This is a genomic window from Aeribacillus composti (genome assembly GCF_031760945.1).
Classification (GTDB): Bacteria; Bacillota; Bacilli; order Bacillales; family Aeribacillaceae; genus Aeribacillus; species Aeribacillus composti.
This window is the reverse complement of the sequence record NZ_CP134501.1, coordinates 35,001-51,530: the sequence shown is the minus strand read 5'-3', so window position 1 is coordinate 51,530 and position 16,530 is coordinate 35,001. Positions and strand designations below refer to the sequence as shown.

Below are 16,530 nucleotides of genomic sequence, written 5' to 3'. Positions count from 1 at the left end.
CGAACCTCCAAATCCCGAATGTTTTTAAAGTAAATATAACTTAATATTCGCATTTAATCAAGGGCTATCCGATCCCCAAGCATTCTGACTGCATACACTTGATCGCAAAATCCCCTCAAGCCGTTATAAACACGATGAAGCCTCGACTCGTGTTGAACAAGTCCATATACTGTCGGTCCGCTTCCGCTCATTAAAACAGCATCAGCTCCAAAACGTTTCATTTGTTCTTTAATCAAAGCAACTTCCGGATACATCTTCATTGTGACCGACTCAAGGACATTTCCAAGCTTCGCACAGATTTCTTGATAATTTTGATCCTTTATCGCTTTGACCATTCCACTAACATCAGGATGCTCAATGTCATTTATCTTCAAATGTCGGTAAATTTCAGCAGTGGACACACCGATATCAGGCTTCGCCAATACGACCCAGCAATGCGGAGGAGGATCAATCAGCTCAATTTTTTCGCCTCTTCCGGTCGCCACAGCTGTGCCTCCGTAAACACAAAAAGAAACATCTGAACCAATTTCTGCTCCAAGTTTCGCAAGATCATCAAGGGAAAGATCCAAATTCCATAGTTTATTTAATCCCCTTAACGTTGCTGCTGCATCACTGCTCCCTCCTGCAAGGCCCGCAGCAACAGGGATGCACTTTGAAATCGTGATTGCCACACCCTTTTGAATCCCGAAACGGTCCTTTAAAAGCTGTGCCGCTTGGTAAGCTAAATTCCGATCATCATCTGGCACAAATCGATTATGCGATATGATACGTATTTTATTTTCATCAAGAAGCTTCAGCTCGATTCGATCAGCTAGATCTATGGTCGTCATGACCATATTCACTTCATGGTATCCGTCAGATCTTTTATGTAAAACATCTAAAGATAAATTAATTTTTGCCGGAGCTTTTTCCAATACTCGCAAATACATTCACCTACTTTTTCGTTCTGACAAAATGTATTCACATTGTACCATAAATAGGGATATAATAGCATAATTCGACAAAATCCGTCCATTGAAAACATAAAAAAATGCCGGCCCAAACTATGAGCCGGCCACCCGAATGTCTGCTTTTAAAAAGTTTTGCCGTTTTGCTTAGCCAATTGCTCTTCTGCAATCTCGATCGCCCGTTTTACCATGTTTCCGGCATCACGAGCCCGAATGGCTCCCCATCCTTCATTTTTGACCGTTTCATAAAAGCCCAATTCCTTAGCCAATTCATACTTAAAGCTTTCTGACATAATGCCTCGGCGTCTAGCCATTCTTTGACTCCCCCTTAAATAAAAACAGACATTCCCGCGGATTTTATCCGCTTACTGTTAGTTTCAAGCGAAAAGCTTGATTTATGCTTTTAAAAAAATGCCAGAGAAAAAAATAAAAGCAGCAAACAAATTTCGTTTACTGCCCGCCCATTGCAACATTGTTGTTTTCATCTATAAAAGTAATTTGGACTGTTTCCGTTAACACATCTGCATAGCTGTATGAAACGCGTTCAAAAGCATTTTCTTCCTGGTCAAGTTCAATCACAAAAACCGATGGATACGTCTCGGCTAAAACGCCTGAACGTTCAATTGTTTTTCTACGTCCGCCATTCGCTTTTAATGTTAATCGACGGCCTAGATTAGAATCGAGAGCTTGTTTAATATCGGATAACGTTTTTGCCATTGGAACCACCTCACAAAGTTCATTATACACAGAATCGACTAATAAGTCAAATAAATTTTTTATTATAACAGCCTTTAAACATCTGTGTCAACGTTTTCTTTTCAACAAATTTCTCTAATACTTGTCATAGTTTTCCCGTTTTTGCAAAAATTATATGGATTTATCCAAAAAAAAAAAGCAGTCCAAACGTTTATTCGTTTTGACCTGCTTCCTCAATATATCGGTTAAATGGTAAACCTGACCGCATGACGCCCTTTGTTTCAATGCCTCCTAATCCTTTTTCCCGCGACAAGGTGTTTCGAAGTACATCCCAAACATTAATACGTTCTACAAAAGGAGTAAAGCTGATTTTAGAAACAATATACACAGGATCTAAAGCATGAATGTTCACTCTTGACGGTGAACTTGCAAAATTGGCCCCAGCTCTTATTAATGACTCAAAATGAGATTGGCATGCACCGGCAAAAATAATCAGCTGATCAAGCCCGGGAATTTTTTTCCGTGCCTTCCTGACCGTTTTAATAAAATCCTTCGAGTGTCGGTAAGCATTCAAATCCAATATTGTCCCTTTATGCTTCGAATAAGAATCATGTCCAGTAATGACTAGTATATCCGGCCGATATTTTTCTAAAAGCTCATCAATATGATCAGCCATTTCGTTTTCTTTTAAATGTATGCCGTGAACAGGAACACCAATTTTTTCGTATAAATTTAAGCATTTTTCCAAATAATTGGGGTCGCCATCTACATGTAATACTCTGCCTGGAATATGAAAACATTCATTTTGATATTCAAATTCGGACGAAGCGTAAAATTCTTGTTTTTCACGAGATAGATCATAATCTTGCTTCAGGAGATAAAGCGTATTTTCTATTTTTTCCCTTTCTTGTTTTTCACGTATTTTTTGTTCTTCTTTATTCATGATGACTAAGTCGTCATACGGGGCATCAGCAATTAAACGGACGTCCTGTCCTGAAATAAGGGCAATCAGACGGCCAGTATGATCCTTTTTTATTTCTAAGATCCGAAAAAGCAAATCGCACTGATAAGACTTTCTGGCCACTATCATCCCCGGCTTTATTAGCATAATGTTCACTCCGAACGGGAATAGTTTTCTTTTCTTCTTTAACGTATGTCTTGCTTTTCAAAATGGTGATTTACCCTATTTAAATATTTCGTAAAGTCTGTCGCTCAATAAAGCAAATTCTTCAATGGTCAATGATTCCCCCCTGCGCTTTCCATCGATTCCTGCTGATGTCAAACATTCTTCAATTATGTTTTTATTCGCCTTCCCATTGGGTAAGTTGTTGAGTAAATTGTTCAATAACGTTTTTCTTCTTTGAGCAAAACTTGCTTTTACTACTTGAAAGAAAAATGCTTCATTTTTGACATGAATAAGCGGTTCTGGACGCAAATCGAGGCGAATGACAGACGAATCCACGTTTGGCTGAGGGATGAATACTGTCTTCGGCACCGACATAACCGTTTTCGCTTCAGTGTAATATTGGACGGCAATGGATAATGAGCCGTAATCTTTTGTTGACGGTTTGGCTGTCATTCGTTCTGCCACCTCTTTTTGAAGCATGACGACGATCGCTTTTAGTGGCAAACGGTTTTCCAAAAGCTTCATAATGATCGGCGTGGTGATATAGTATGGCAAATTGGCGACTACCATGACTTCACGGCAATTGTTCAATTTTTTTTCAATGATTTCGTGGAGGTTTGCCTTTAATACATCTTGATAAATGATTTCGATATTTGAATATGGAGCTAAATTTTCTTCAAGAATCGGAAGCAGTCTGCCATCGACTTCAAAGGCAATAACTTTCTTAGCATTTTTTGCTAATTGTTCTGTTAATGCGCCGATCCCTGGACCTATTTCGATGACTCCTGTTTCTTCTGTTACACCTGCACGCTCAATCATTCGATGCAATATGTTCGGTTCCACAATAAAGTTTTGCCCTAAGCTTTTTTTAAAAGAAAAGCTGTATTTTTCAAGAATTTGTTTCGTTCGGCTTAACGTTGCTATTTCTTTTTCCATCTGCCTCTTCCTCCTTTAAGATCGCCTCAATTGCCTCCAAAAACGCTTCTTTCGTAATATGAAACATTGCCAAGCGTTTCATTAGCTGTTTTCCGTTAGCATAGCCGATTTTTAGCCGCTCTCCAAGCTTTTCCCTCCGCTTTTTTGCCGTTGGACCGCCAATTAAACCATAAAAAATCAAATCTAACATGGAAATGCTGCTTTTCCATTCGTTCATTTCCTCTCTCACCGAACGCAGCGCTTTCCGAATAGATTCTGCGCTGGCATGCTCAACGCCAATTCCTCTCCCGTTTTTTGCTCTGGCCTCATTGCGTGGCAAAAAGGCATGTTTGCATCCAGGAACATGTTCAGCTATTGTTTTGCGAATTTTTTCTCCCGGAGCGTCAGGATCCGTAAAAATAATAACTCCCCGCGTGTTTTGGGCAAGGCGTATTTGTTCAATAATCGATTGATTAATGGCAGAGCCGTTCGTTTCAATCGTATCGGCGTCCACTGCTCTTTTTATTGCCAGCGTATCATCTTTACCTTCAACGATAATAATTTCTTTTATTTTTTTTTTCATTTTTTCCTCCAAAACTTGAAACCTTTTTGTAATATTTGTCGTCAAATTGTATAAAAGGCTACTGATTTCCAATTATACCGTAAAAAAACAGAGGGTCGAAACCCTCTGTCAAAACAGCACTCGATAAAGTTAACGTAAAACCCTTATTTTGACCTTTTTTCGACCCCATTGATATGCTTGAGACTTATTTGGGAAAAATACGTCAATTTTATTCCCGGAAATTGCTGAACCAGTATCGGCGGCAACTGCATATCCGTATCCTTCAACATACACCTTTGATCCGAGCGGAATGACAGACGGATCAACTGCGATTACCTTTGCATTTGGATTTGAGCGCAAATTGTACCCCGTTGCTGTTGTGCCTGAACAGCCATTGCAGGATGCTGTATATGCAGTAGCCGTCACATAAAATTCTTTAGACTTGCTGCCAGTTCCTCTTGAAGCTAGTGCAGGCTGCGAAGAAGCTTTTGTCCCGACAACAACAATTTTATCTTTGCTTTCCTTCGTTGTTACAGTTTTTATAAGCTTACGGGAAATTTCTTTTCCATTTTCCAAAATGACTTCAAACTGTTTTTGGCGTGTTCCTTTTTCGCCTTCTTGAATCACTTTTTTCGTTCCTTCAGCTAAATTTTTATCTGTACGTTGAACGATTTTAAATACAATTGGTTCTTCCACTACATCGGTGACTTTTTCTACTCTGGTAATTTCTACATTTGTGTTTTTATTTAACACTGTTGTTAGCCCAGGCTTTACTTTATCCATTGGATTCAATTTTACGTTATGTTCCTTTAAAAAGTCAGCGACAGTAGTCGAAGTAGACCAAATCTGTTGGTTTTTCCCACCAATATTTAAAGTGATAAGATGCGCTTTATTCACCTTTAGTTCCATGTTTTTTTCAATTTTTGCATCTAATGCTGGTAGAACTTCATCTTTTTCGGTAATGGAAATTTTTTGCTGCCTTAAAACATCTTCTACCGTATCAGCAGTTGTGAAAATCTTTCTTCGCTCATTGTCTACAATCAGCTGGACAGGTTTGGCATATTTTATCACTATATTCATGTTATCTTGAATGTCCCGATGTTTCGCATGAGAAATATAATCATTAGCTTGTAATTTTATATCTAATTCTTTCAAAAGATCACTGACTTGGTCTGCATGGGTCCTTACTTCCTCTGTTTTCCCATCAATAGTGACTCTAACAGTATCTTTTGTTCCTTCATAGCCCCCATACGTTGCTCCTGTGCCAATTAAACATACACCGACTGCAGAAAGGACATACTTTTTTCTCTTGGAAAGGTTGGATACCATATTTTTCATGTTTTCAATCACGAAAACGCCTCCTTCTCCTCCGTGAGATTATATAGAGTATTTTTAAACCTGTCAACCCTCCTGCACTTTTCTCGTTTTTTGTAACTATTATCTTGAAGTTTGAACAAAAAGTGAAGAAAGACTTCTCGACACGTTTATCCTATGAGGAAAAGAAGACGTGTAGAACTTTTTTGAATCATTCTTTTTTCAGACAAGCTTGTACAAGCTTCGACAGAAATCTTTATCATGAAATGCCGAATAATTTTTTTCCATTTCTGGTTGTAATTTTTGCTATTTCTTCAAAGGTGAGTCCTTTCAGCTCTGCAATTTTTTCTGCGATATATTTGACATAGCTTGGTTCATTCCGTTTGCCACGGAATGGATGAGGGGTTAAATAAGGACAATCGGTTTCAATTAATAATCGGTCCAATGGAATTTCCGCAGCTACTTCTTTTGGTTTTTTTGCATTTTTAAATGTAACAGGACCGCCGAACGAAATATAGAAATTCATGTCCATACATTGCATGGCAACCTCTAAGCTTCCGGAAAAGCAATGCATGACTCCGCCTACTTCCTTCGCATTTTCCTCTTTTAATATTTGAACAATGTCTGCAGTTGCTTCTCTGTTATGAATAATGATCGGCAGCTGTACTTCCTTTGCTAATGCAATTTGCTTGCGAAACACTTCTTTTTGCACATCCTTAGGTGATTTATCCCAATGATAATCCAGGCCCATTTCACCTAGTGCGACAACTTTCGGATGGCTGGAAAGCTCTCTTAACCAATCTAAATCGTGATCCGTCATATCAATGGCATCAACCGGATGCCAGCCGACAGCTGCATATATAAAGTCATACCTTTCAGAAAGCTCTATAGCCTTTGGAATTGTTTCGCGGTCAAAGCCGACAACAACGATAGTTTCCACTTTTTCTTGAAGTGCCCGGTCAATTACTTCGTTTAAATCCTCCTCAAATTGCACCGCATTTAAATGTGCATGAGTATCAAACAGCATATTTTGACATCCTTTCCAATCATTTTTTCCCTTTTTCGATAAAAGGGAAAGAGGTGTTCCACGTGAAACACCCCAAAAAAACATTCTTCGACAAATTTATTTGATTTTCGTTCCATTCGGTAAATCTGAATCGACGGTAGCAAGCGACAAGGTTCCGTTTTCTTCCCCTGCCAAAATCATTCCTTGCGACAATTCTCCACGCAATTTTACCGGTTTTAAATTTATTGCACAAATAACTTTTTTGCCGATTAATTGTTCAGGCTGATAATATTTAGCAATTCCAGAAACAACTTGGCGTTTTTCAGATCCTAAATCCAACTGAAGTTTTAACAGCTTGTCTGCTTTTTCTACTCTCTCCGCTTGAATAACCTCCGCCACGCGTAAATCCACTTTCATAAAATCATCAATTGTAATTTCATTCTCATCATCTGCTGTTTCTTTTTTAGCCTCAGGTGCCGATCCTTTCATCTGCTCTTTTATATAGTTCACTTCCTGTTCGATATCTAAACGCGGAAACAGCGGCTCTCCTTTTTGCACCCGAACCTCTTCCAGCTGTCCAAACTTATGAATGGATTCCCAATTTTTCAAATGATCGTCCTCTACACCTATTTGCGCAAAAATTTTATCCGGTGTTTTTGTTAAAAATGGTTTTAATAAAACGGCTATATGTCGAAGCGACTCAGCCAAATGATACATGACGGATGCAAGCTGATTTCTTTTTGACTCGTCTTTTGCCAGTACCCAAGGCTCCGTCTCATCAATGTATTTATTTGTCCGGCCAATAAATTGCCATAGGGCTGTCAGCGCAACGGAAAACTCCATTTTATCCATGGCTTCTTCGTACTTTTTAACTGTTTCGGTTCTGAATGTGCGAAGAGCCTCATCGTAAGGCGTTTCATCCGCTTGTTCTTTTTTTACAATGCCGTCAAAATATTTATCGATCATGGCCACCGTTCGGTTTAGTAAGTTTCCTAAGTCATTAGCTAAATCATAGTTAATGCGCTCCACAAAGCCTTCAGGAGTAAATACTCCGTCCGCTCCAAACGGAACTTCACGCAGCAAATAATAGCGCAAAGCATCAAGCCCATAACGGTCAATCAATGTAACTGGATCCACAACATTTCCTTTTGATTTAGACATTTTTCCGTCCTTCATTAACAGCCATCCATGTCCAAACACTTTTTTAGGAAGAGGCAGATCAAGCGCCATGAGCATAATCGGCCAGTATATCGTGTGAAAGCGGACAATCTCTTTCCCTACTAAATGAACATCTGCAGGCCAATATTTTTTAAATTTTTCTTCATTCTCGGTTCCGTAGCCGAGCGCCGTAATATAGTTTGTCAATGCGTCAATCCAAACATAAATAACATGTTTTGGATTACCAGGAACTTTAATGCCCCAGTCAAAAGTCGTCCGGGATACCGCCAAATCTTCCAGCCCAGGCTTTATAAAGTTATTGATCATTTCGTTTTTTCTTGATTCCGGCTGAATAAACTCTGGATTTTCTTCATAAAATTGCAGAAGCCTGTCGACATATTTGCTCATTTTAAAGAAATAAGACTCTTCTTTTACCTTCTCAACAGGGCGGCCGCAATCAGGGCAATTTCCGTCCACTAGCTGTCTTTCTGTAAAAAACGATTCACAAGGCGTACAGTACCATCCTTCATACTCATCTAAATAAATATCTCCCTGCTTTACTAGACGGTCGAAAATTTTTTCTACTACCTTCTTATGTCGCTCTTCAGTCGTTCTTATAAAATCATCATAGGAAATATCTAATTTTTTCCATAATTCTTTAATCCCTGAAACAATGTCATCAACATACTTTTTAGGAGATACTCCTTTTTCCTCCGCTTTTCGCTGGATTTTTTGCCCATGCTCGTCAGTTCCCGTTAAATACATGACATCGTAACCGCGAAGGCGTTTATATCTCGACATGGCATCGCCGGCTACCGTTGTATACGCATGACCGATATGTAATTTATCGCTCGGATAGTAAATGGGCGTCGTTAAATAAAATGTTTTTTTTCTGTTTTCCACAATATTAATCCTCCTTTGCCACTACATTACAGAAAAGCTCTCGTCAGTTGGACGAGAGCGACAAAACCAAGCATTGATTACATATTCTATGATACCATCATAGCCTGTTTTATCAAGAAAATATACATAATCTTTCATCATCTTATAAGATTTGAACAGTTATTTAAATTGAACAGTATTTCGAATCAAAAGGATTGACGTTTATTGGAAAAACTGTTATTCTATTAATTGACAATCGCAAATGTCGAATAATGACGAAAAAGGGAGTATATAGGCGATAAATCTTTATTTTACAAATGGGAGGAGACAAATTTTATGAAATCTACTGGAATTGTTCGTAAAGTTGATGAGTTGGGACGCGTAGTTATTCCGATTGAATTGCGCAGAACATTAGGAATTGCTGAAAAAGATGCTTTAGAAATTTATGTGGATGACGACCGCATCATTTTGAAAAAATATAAGCCTAGCATGACTTGTCAAGTAACTGGAGAAGTTTCTGATGATAACTTCCAGCTTGCAGGAGGAAAAATTGTTCTTAGCCGCGAAGGTGCAGAGCAAATTTTAAAAGAAATCCAAACCATTTTGGAATCTTCTAAATAAAAAGTTAAAAGTCCCTACTATTCAGGGACTTTTATTTCAAATGATACTCCTGATACACTTCCCGTTTTGGCAAATTTCGATCCAATGCGGCCAATTTGATCGCTTCTTTTGATGGATAGCCTTTTTCTATATAATGTTCAACATGTTCTTTAATCGTCCATTTACTCCACCATGTTTCTTTGTTATCATCGGGAGTATTTTCTTGACTGCCTTCAATGATTAAACAAAACTCCCCTTTGATTTCATGATTTTCCGCCCAATCTAATAGTTCATCAACTGTCCCCCTCACAAACTCCTCATACATTTTTGTTAACTCTCGAGCAACAGCTATTTTCCTATTGCCAAAAAATTCATGAATATCCTTTAACGTTTCAACGAGTCGATGAGGAGATTCATAAAGGATAATGGTTTCTTTCTTATTTTTTAATTGCTCCAATTGTTTTTTCTTTTCTTTTTTCTTGTGATGTAAAAATCCAAAAAAATAAAAAGGCTGAGGCGCAATTCCTGAAGCGATCAATGCCGTTAATGCAGCATTAGCCCCCGGAAGCGGTATAACCGGATAATGATGGTCTAAAACTAGCTGAACAAGCTCACTTCCTGGATCAGAAATGGTTGGCATGCCGGCATCGCTGACAAGTGCAACTTTTTTCCCTTCTTCAATCATTTTCATGATCTGTCTTCCACTCGAATTTTTATTATGTTCATGATAGCTGATGATGTTTGTATCAATATGATAATAATGACATAATTTTTTCGTTTGTCTCGTATCCTCCGCTGCAATGACGTCACACTCTTTTAACACACGGATTGAACGGAACGTCATATCTTCTAAATTTCCGATCGGCGTCGGCACTAAATATAGTGCGCCCTTCTCTACATCTTCCGCATAGCTTTTTTGCTGCCACATCCCTATTCACCACCATAATTTATACATTCCGCTTTGGTCACATTTTATTTACCCGTACAATATTTTTTGAACTTCATCCGTATAATTGTTTTGATCATCGTAAACGATCAATGGGGGTAGAATTTTTAAATCAGGATTCCCATCTTTTATTCCTTCTACTAATAAAGTATTTGCTTCCTTTCCAAGCTTTGGATATACAAAGCGAATTCTTTTCGGTTCCACTCGATATTTTTTCATGAGTTCGATCATTTCTAAAAATCGTCCTGGACGATGGACAAAGGCAACTTTTCCCCCCGGCCTTACCAATTGGCTGCTTACACGTATAGCATCTTCAAGAGTGCATAATATTTCATGCCTTGCAATCGCAAAATATTCGTTTTTATTTAACTCTTCTTGTCCCGGCGTTTTGAAATAAGGGGGATTGCATGTTACAACATCGAACTTCCCATACCCAAGCTGTTTCGGCATGTCCAAAATGTCGCCGTGAATGATCTTTATTTGATGTTCAAGGTGATTATATTGGACAGATCTGACAGCCATATCAAACAGCCGCTTTTGTATTTCCACTCCTGTGATCGTTCCTTTTGTTCTTGTGCTTAATAAAAGTGGAATCACCCCGTTTCCTGTACAAAGGTCAATCAAATTCCCTTTTTGGATCGGGACATACACAAATTTTGCGAGAAGAACTGCATCGAGAGAAAATGCAAAAACTGAAGGACTTTGAATGATGCGCAAATCTTCCGCTAACAAATAATCCAGCCTTTCATCATCGTGCAAATATACCATGTAAATTTCCCTTTCTTGAGATTACTTACTCGTCCTAGTCATAAGAAAAGCCTCCTGAAAAGGAAGCTGCACTTACTTTTTATTTAAAAATGAGAGGCAGAACAGGCAATCTCCATCTTTCCTTACACTGCCATAATGCAGATTACAAATATGAAATCCTTCCTGATAAAGTCTTGCCAGGTTATCATACCCTTCGCCAATATCTATATGTCCAAGCTTTTTTTCCTTCTTCTTAGCGCTTTTCAATTCTTCTTGTTTCAAATTCATTTGATCAAAAGAAGACATTCGTTTGCGCAAGTGGTCGTTTTCCAATTTTAAATGTTGGTTTTCTTCAATTAATTCTCCTATATGCTGCTTTAATTCTCCTAATTGGCGGTACAAATAACCAATTTGTTCCTCCAGCAATGTCACAGCATCAAAAATTTCTTTTTTGTTCACTGGTTTTCCACCTCTAATCTGTGAACTCCATAGAAACAGCATCGTCTTGTATTAATTCTTCCCATGTGTATTCAACGACGCGATCGCGATTGATCAGTTCGACTTGCAGCACACGTTCTAAAATATTTAGTCCGACAACCTTTCCTGTTCCATTCGGAGTTTCTATAGTATCTCCAATATCCGGAAGTTGCTCTTTTGCTGTTTCATATTCATCATTCTCATATTTTAAGCAGCACATTAATCTTCCGCATAACCCCGAAATCTTTGTAGGATTCAAAGACAAATTTTGATCTTTCGCCATCTTAATCGAAACAGGCTCAAAATCCCCTAAAAATGTGGAGCAGCATAGCATTCTTCCACAGGGGCCGATTCCGCCAAGCATTTTCGCTTCGTCTCGCACCCCGATTTGTCGAAGTTCAATTCTCGTTTTAAAAATAGAGGCCAAATCTTTTACAAGCTCGCGAAAATCAATACGCCCGTCAGCAGTAAAGTAAAAAATGACTTTGTTGCGGTCAAATGTATACTCTACATCGACAAGCTTCATCTCTAAACCGTGTTCTTCTACTTTTTTTAAACAAATATCCATCGCTTCTTTTGCTGCCCTGTTGTTTTCTTGGACAATCATCCGATCCTTTTCATCAGCTTTCCGAATGACTTTCTTTAATGGAAGCACAATATCATGCTCTTCCACTTGTTTTTTGCTGACTACTACTTTTCCATATTCAATCCCTCTGATTGTTTCAACAATGACATAATCATCAAGCTGTATATCAAAACCATTTGGATCAAAATAATAAATTTTTCCCGCCTTTTTAAAGCGAACTCCTACAACATCATACAAGCTTATCCCTCCTGCAATGTTAAAACCAAATCTTCCATAAGAAGCTGCGGATTAACATTGAAATTTAACCGTTTTTTTGCATTCAAAATGGAGACGATTTGGTGTAAAACAGTTCGTTGGCCAAGCTTTAGCCCTTGCTGTTTTAACATTGGCAATATATCTAAATAAACAACGTCATCTTCATTTCCGATTTGAATTGATAATAAATCTTTATATAAAAATAGGAGAAAATCCAGTCCCATTTCCATTTGCTCTTTATCTGCAAAAAAAGGCACCCAATGATTATGAATAAAAAGCAATGCATGGTCGGGACGGGAGTCCAATACTTCATATAATTTTATCACTTTGGTTCTTGCTTCCGCAAACCAATCGTCACGGCTAAGTGAAAATGCTTCTTCAATATTATTGGTAACTTGACTGACGAGGGCAGCTATATGACTTGGAGTTCCTTTTTTCTCAAGTTCCTGCTGAATCATTTTTGGGGGAATGGGTTGGAAGGTTAATATTTGGCATCTAGAAAGAATTGTCGGCAACACTCGATGAACTTGATTTGTTATTAATATTGCCATTGTTCCTTCCGTCGGTTCCTCCAAAAATTTCAATAAACTGTTGGCCGCATTGACAGTCATCTGGTCGCATCCAGATATGATATAAAGCTTCCGGTTCGATTCAACGCCCGTTTTTGCAAATTCCTTCTGCAATGCTTCTATTTGTTCTTTTTTGATTGATAAGCCATCAGGCTCTATAAAGTGAAGATCAGGATGATTTCCGCTCTCAACTCTCTTGCAGTTTGAACATTGGCCGCACGGTTTATAATTTTTCTCCAAATGCTCGCAAAAATAACTTTTTGCAGTTAAAAAAGCAGCATCCTTTTTTCCTGTGCCCTTTTTCCCTTGAAATAAATAGGCGTGGGCCAATCTATTTTTCTTAAAAGAATTTTGTATTATTTTCAATACTTTTGGCTGAAGTTTTTCGAGTTCTTCCCATGTTTTCATTTATTGTACCACTCACTTACGTATATAAATTCACGATCAGCCCTTTTATTTCCCCTATTTTCCCTAAAATGTTTACGGCATCTTTTTCTTTATTTAAAATTTCTTCGGTCAATTCCACCAGCTTTTGGTCAATTTGGGAAACGATTTTTAAATTCCGTCTGTTTCCATAAAAATCCCAGCTCTTTGATTCTTTGACACCCATTCCGAATTCAATCGTTTCACGAATAAGCCGCTTTACTAATCTTTTAAACTTAGACAAATCATGCATATTTCTCGATTTACTTAGACGTTCTCCGGCTTCCTCCAGTTCATTTAAAAGCTGTTTCCATTGTTCTTCATGGAGCTTGGATTCATGCTTTTCAACCATTTGAGAAAATATTTTAGATCTGTTTTGTGTTCCGTTCTGTTCAATTGTTTGTTTAGGCAGTATTGTTCTTAAATCTTCATTTACTTTCATTTGCTCTCACCTTTAAAATTGATGAAATTGTTCAACTGGAAGGACAAAAACAGTTGCACCGCCAACCTCAATTTCAAGCGGATAGGGAACGTAAGAGTCGGTATTCCCGCCTATCGGTGAAACTGGAGCAACAAGCTGTTGGCGAGATTGGCAGTTCGTTTTAATGATATCGAGCGCTTTTTGCACACGAATGTCTTCTGTTCCAATAATAAAAGTAGTGTTGCCGGACTTTAAAAATCCCCCGGTGCTTGCAAGCTTTGTCACACGAAAGTTATGTTCCGTCAGGGCTTTTAATAAGCGGTTGCTATCTTGATCCTGGACAACAGCCATAATCAATTTCATACGGAAAAGCCTCCTTATTAATAAAAACGGAAAAGCAGGACATCTTGCCAGGACATTTTGCAGCGAATATCAATTTTTCTTCATTATATCAAGCTTGAGAACGATATGACTACAATGTTTCCTTCCAAAATAAGTCCAATGCACTCTCCGCTTCAAAAAAAACTTTTTCTAAAGGCTGATCTGCATTGATCACTTTTATTCTATTCGGAAACATTTCAATGATTTTCTTGTATCCTTCATAAACCTTTTGATGGAAATCCAATTTTTCCAAGTCAAGTCGATTGATTTCTCGATTTTGATTGCTAGTTATTCTTGCTAATCCTTTTTCCGGCAAAATATCAAAAAACAGCGTAAGATTGGGCATCATGCCGGTTATTGCAAATTGATTTATTTCAAGCACCTCTTGAATCCCGAGACCTCTTGCATACCCTTGATAGGCTAAAGAACTGTCAACGAATCGATCGCAAAGTACAATTTTTCCTTTATGAAGAGCGGGAATTACTTTTTCGACTAAATGCTGTCTTCTCGCGGCAGCATAAAGAAGCGCCTCGGTCCTTGCATCCATCTCTGTATGTTCTTTATGAAGAATAATTTCCCGAATTTTCTCGCTGATGACAATACCGCCTGGCTCGCGCGTCACGACAACGTCTTTTCCTTCTTTTTCTAACTTTTTTTCAAGCTTTTTAATAATTGTCGTTTTCCCCGCTCCTTCAGGTCCTTCAAACGTAATAAAAATTCCTTTCATTAAGATCACCTTTTCTTGAAAATAGAAATAAGGCCTTCTGCTAATTTCTTTCCTCCTTGAAAATTAGCACGCAGCTTCATTAACCTTTTCAACGCTTCAATTTGATTTTTTGTAATTTTTTCTCCCCTCATCAAAAGCGGTATTCCCGGCGGATAAGGAATAATCATTTCAGCAGAGATCTCTCCTATCGCTTCTTCTAATGATACAAATGTTTTTGTACAGTTTTCCATTGCCTCGTAAGAAATAGATAGCTGGCTGATTTCGTCTATTTGTACTTCCTTCTGAAGACCCCATTCCATCTTGCTTGTTTGGGTATTTTTTAATATGTCATTGACTTTCGAAAAGTGTCCAGTATCTTGAAACTCTTTAGCAAACGGAAGCACAAACAAAACATTTAGAGGATCGGCAAGCTCAGGATAAATACGTGCTTTTTCAAAAACCTTCATTAAATCATAACCTGACATGGCATTTTGTGAACGAATTGTCAGCTTTAAAGGATCAACAGCCACAAAAGGATCCTTCGAAGACACTATATCGATATAGTCAAGCTGTTGAAAGATCTCCACATATTTATGCAAAGTTTGATTCAATTCCTCTTCCTTCGTTAACATATCCTCGACATACGCTCTTGCTAAATCAAGTGAGGCCATAATCAAATAAGACGGACTGCTTGTTTGCAGCATATGTATATAATGGCTAATTTTTTCCTCATTCACCAATTTGCTGTTTACATGCAAAAATGCTCCCATTGTCATAGCAGGCAATGTTTTATGGGCAGATTGTACGACAACATCTGCACCAACCGAAACAGCTGATTTCGGAAACGAAGAACTTGCGATCAAATGAGCCCCATGAGCTTCATCGACTAATACCGGAACACGGCGGGAATGAGCAAATTGAATAAGTTCATTTAATTTTGTATATGTTAAACCGTAATAGGTAGGGCTTGTCAAAATGATCGCTTTTACTTGAGGATATTTTTGAAAAGCTTTCTTTACCGTTTCAACTGGTACATAAGAAGGCACTTGAAAACCTTCATCGAACTTGGGAGATAAAAAAACAGGCTTTGCACCGGCCAGCTCTAATCCATGCATCACTGATTTATGACTATTTCGTTGAACGAATACGACATCCCCCTTTTGGCAATTAGCAAGAATCATTGCCAAGTTTCCGACCGTTGAACCATTCACTAAAAAATATGTTGACGATACTCCATATAATTCTGCTGCAAGCTGCTGCGCCTCTTTAATGATCCCTTCTGGCGCATATAAATCATCTAAATTAGCAATCTCAGTCAAATCCAGCTGAAGCGTTTGGCGAAAATGCGGAAACTGATTTGAATCATAAAGAATCCCGTTTTTATGACCAGGTACATGAAACGAAAGAGGATTTAACTGACAATGTTGAATTAAAGCATTATACAACGGAGTACGAATTTTTCCCATCTGCTTTCATCGCCCTTTTCTATTTGCTGCATAATTTCATTATAACAAAAAGAAAAACTTGACCATCTGTTTATAGCCAAGTTAAGAATAAATTTTGGAAGCTGCCGCTTTTTTTAATTGTTCAACAAAATATTGATATTTCCGGTCACTCGTATCAGTCTGCACCATGTCCTTTTCACAATCCGTGCAAATAAAACTTGAATATAAATGAATGCCTTTCTCTTTTTGCTTATCACAGATCACACACGTTTCCCCAATAATTTCACTCTGTTGACTGTAAGTCATTCCTTCTCCACCTCCACCTTCATTATGTCCAAAATAAATATAATCTATGCAATTTTTGGAAT

General features: G+C 38.1%; 20 protein-coding genes. 1 reads left to right on the top strand and 19 read right to left on the bottom strand.

Annotated features, from left to right (window positions below):
* Positions 1–53: 53 nt before the first annotated feature.
* The 9 genes from ispE to metG all read right to left on the bottom strand — a co-directional run bounded on the left by ispE (position 54) and on the right by metG (position 8,627).
* Entirely contained in the window at positions 54–923 is an 870-nt protein-coding gene (ispE, locus tag RI196_RS00255) for a 4-(cytidine 5'-diphospho)-2-C-methyl-D-erythritol kinase (RefSeq protein WP_063387585.1), read from the bottom strand.
* A gap of 149 nt (positions 924–1,072) precedes the next feature.
* The gene (locus tag RI196_RS00250; RefSeq protein WP_063387586.1) at positions 1,073–1,261 is read right to left on the bottom strand and encodes a small, acid-soluble spore protein, alpha/beta type; all 189 of its coding nucleotides are present in this window, start codon (positions 1,259–1,261) and stop codon (positions 1,073–1,075) included.
* A 136-nt stretch (positions 1,262–1,397) separates the two neighbouring features.
* A complete protein-coding gene (gene veg, locus RI196_RS00245) occupies positions 1,398–1,664 on the bottom strand; it encodes a biofilm formation stimulator Veg (protein WP_063387587.1) in 267 nt (88 codons plus the stop codon).
* A gap of 190 nt (positions 1,665–1,854) precedes the next feature.
* A complete protein-coding gene (gene yabG / locus RI196_RS00240; RefSeq protein ID WP_063387588.1) occupies positions 1,855–2,751 on the bottom strand; it encodes a sporulation peptidase YabG in 897 nt (298 codons plus the stop codon).
* Between the two features lie 75 nt (positions 2,752–2,826).
* Positions 2,827–3,705, bottom strand: coding sequence for a 16S rRNA (adenine(1518)-N(6)/adenine(1519)-N(6))-dimethyltransferase RsmA (rsmA, locus tag RI196_RS00235; protein WP_063387589.1), 879 nt, complete (start codon positions 3,703–3,705; stop codon positions 2,827–2,829).
* On the bottom strand, positions 3,659–4,267 hold the full coding sequence (gene rnmV / locus RI196_RS00230) for a ribonuclease M5 (RefSeq protein WP_186439261.1): 609 nt from the start codon (positions 4,265–4,267) through the stop codon (positions 3,659–3,661). The genes rsmA and rnmV overlap by 47 nt, the downstream gene beginning before the upstream one ends.
* A gap of 129 nt (positions 4,268–4,396) precedes the next feature.
* Positions 4,397–5,584 carry a G5 and 3D domain-containing protein gene (locus tag RI196_RS00225; RefSeq protein WP_066247264.1) on the bottom strand — a complete coding sequence of 396 codons (1,188 nt, stop codon included), beginning with the start codon at positions 5,582–5,584 and terminating at the stop codon, positions 4,397–4,399.
* Positions 5,585–5,819: 235 nt separating this feature from the next.
* Entirely contained in the window at positions 5,820–6,587 is a 768-nt protein-coding gene (locus tag RI196_RS00220; RefSeq protein ID WP_311066713.1) for a TatD family hydrolase, read from the bottom strand.
* Positions 6,588–6,683: 96 nt separating this feature from the next.
* On the bottom strand, positions 6,684–8,627 hold the full coding sequence (metG, locus tag RI196_RS00215) for a methionine--tRNA ligase (protein ID WP_094244833.1): 1,944 nt from the start codon (positions 8,625–8,627) through the stop codon (positions 6,684–6,686).
* A gap of 315 nt (positions 8,628–8,942) precedes the next feature.
* Between metG and abrB the strand changes: the two genes are divergently transcribed.
* Positions 8,943–9,227 (top strand): transition state genes transcriptional regulator AbrB, encoded by a 285-nt coding sequence (gene abrB, locus RI196_RS00210; RefSeq protein WP_063387592.1) that lies wholly within the window; start codon positions 8,943–8,945, stop codon positions 9,225–9,227.
* A 31-nt stretch (positions 9,228–9,258) separates the two neighbouring features.
* On the opposite strand, the gene rsmI is transcribed toward abrB, so the two are convergent.
* The 10 genes from rsmI to RI196_RS00160 all read right to left on the bottom strand — a co-directional run bounded on the left by rsmI (position 9,259) and on the right by RI196_RS00160 (position 16,468).
* Positions 9,259–10,134: a 16S rRNA (cytidine(1402)-2'-O)-methyltransferase gene (gene rsmI / locus RI196_RS00205; RefSeq protein WP_066247202.1), complete on the bottom strand. Its 876-nt coding sequence runs from the start codon at positions 10,132–10,134 to the stop codon at positions 9,259–9,261.
* A 48-nt stretch (positions 10,135–10,182) separates the two neighbouring features.
* Positions 10,183–10,920: a tRNA1(Val) (adenine(37)-N6)-methyltransferase gene (locus RI196_RS00200; RefSeq protein ID WP_066247199.1), complete on the bottom strand. Its 738-nt coding sequence runs from the start codon at positions 10,918–10,920 to the stop codon at positions 10,183–10,185.
* Positions 10,921–10,992: 72 nt separating this feature from the next.
* Positions 10,993–11,358 (bottom strand): DNA replication initiation control protein YabA, encoded by a 366-nt coding sequence (yabA, locus tag RI196_RS00195; RefSeq protein ID WP_063387595.1) that lies wholly within the window; start codon positions 11,356–11,358, stop codon positions 10,993–10,995.
* Between the two features lie 13 nt (positions 11,359–11,371).
* The gene (gene ricT / locus RI196_RS00190; protein ID WP_063387596.1) at positions 11,372–12,199 is read right to left on the bottom strand and encodes a competence/sporulation regulator complex protein RicT; all 828 of its coding nucleotides are present in this window, start codon (positions 12,197–12,199) and stop codon (positions 11,372–11,374) included.
* Between the two features lie 2 nt (positions 12,200–12,201).
* Entirely contained in the window at positions 12,202–13,194 is a 993-nt protein-coding gene (gene holB / locus RI196_RS00185) for a DNA polymerase III subunit delta' (RefSeq protein ID WP_063387597.1), read from the bottom strand.
* A gap of 16 nt (positions 13,195–13,210) precedes the next feature.
* Positions 13,211–13,651: a YaaR family protein gene (locus tag RI196_RS00180; RefSeq protein ID WP_063387598.1), complete on the bottom strand. Its 441-nt coding sequence runs from the start codon at positions 13,649–13,651 to the stop codon at positions 13,211–13,213.
* A gap of 12 nt (positions 13,652–13,663) precedes the next feature.
* Positions 13,664–13,993, bottom strand: coding sequence for a cyclic di-AMP receptor DarA (gene darA, locus RI196_RS00175; RefSeq protein ID WP_063387599.1), 330 nt, complete (start codon positions 13,991–13,993; stop codon positions 13,664–13,666).
* A gap of 109 nt (positions 13,994–14,102) precedes the next feature.
* Positions 14,103–14,738 (bottom strand): dTMP kinase, encoded by a 636-nt coding sequence (gene tmk / locus RI196_RS00170; RefSeq protein ID WP_063387600.1) that lies wholly within the window; start codon positions 14,736–14,738, stop codon positions 14,103–14,105.
* A 5-nt stretch (positions 14,739–14,743) separates the two neighbouring features.
* Positions 14,744–16,183, bottom strand: coding sequence for an aminotransferase class I/II-fold pyridoxal phosphate-dependent enzyme (locus tag RI196_RS00165; RefSeq protein WP_311066712.1), 1,440 nt, complete (start codon positions 16,181–16,183; stop codon positions 14,744–14,746).
* Positions 16,184–16,264: 81 nt separating this feature from the next.
* Positions 16,265–16,468, bottom strand: coding sequence for a sigma factor G inhibitor Gin (locus RI196_RS00160; protein ID WP_063387602.1), 204 nt, complete (start codon positions 16,466–16,468; stop codon positions 16,265–16,267).
* Positions 16,469–16,530: the final 62 nt, after the last annotated feature.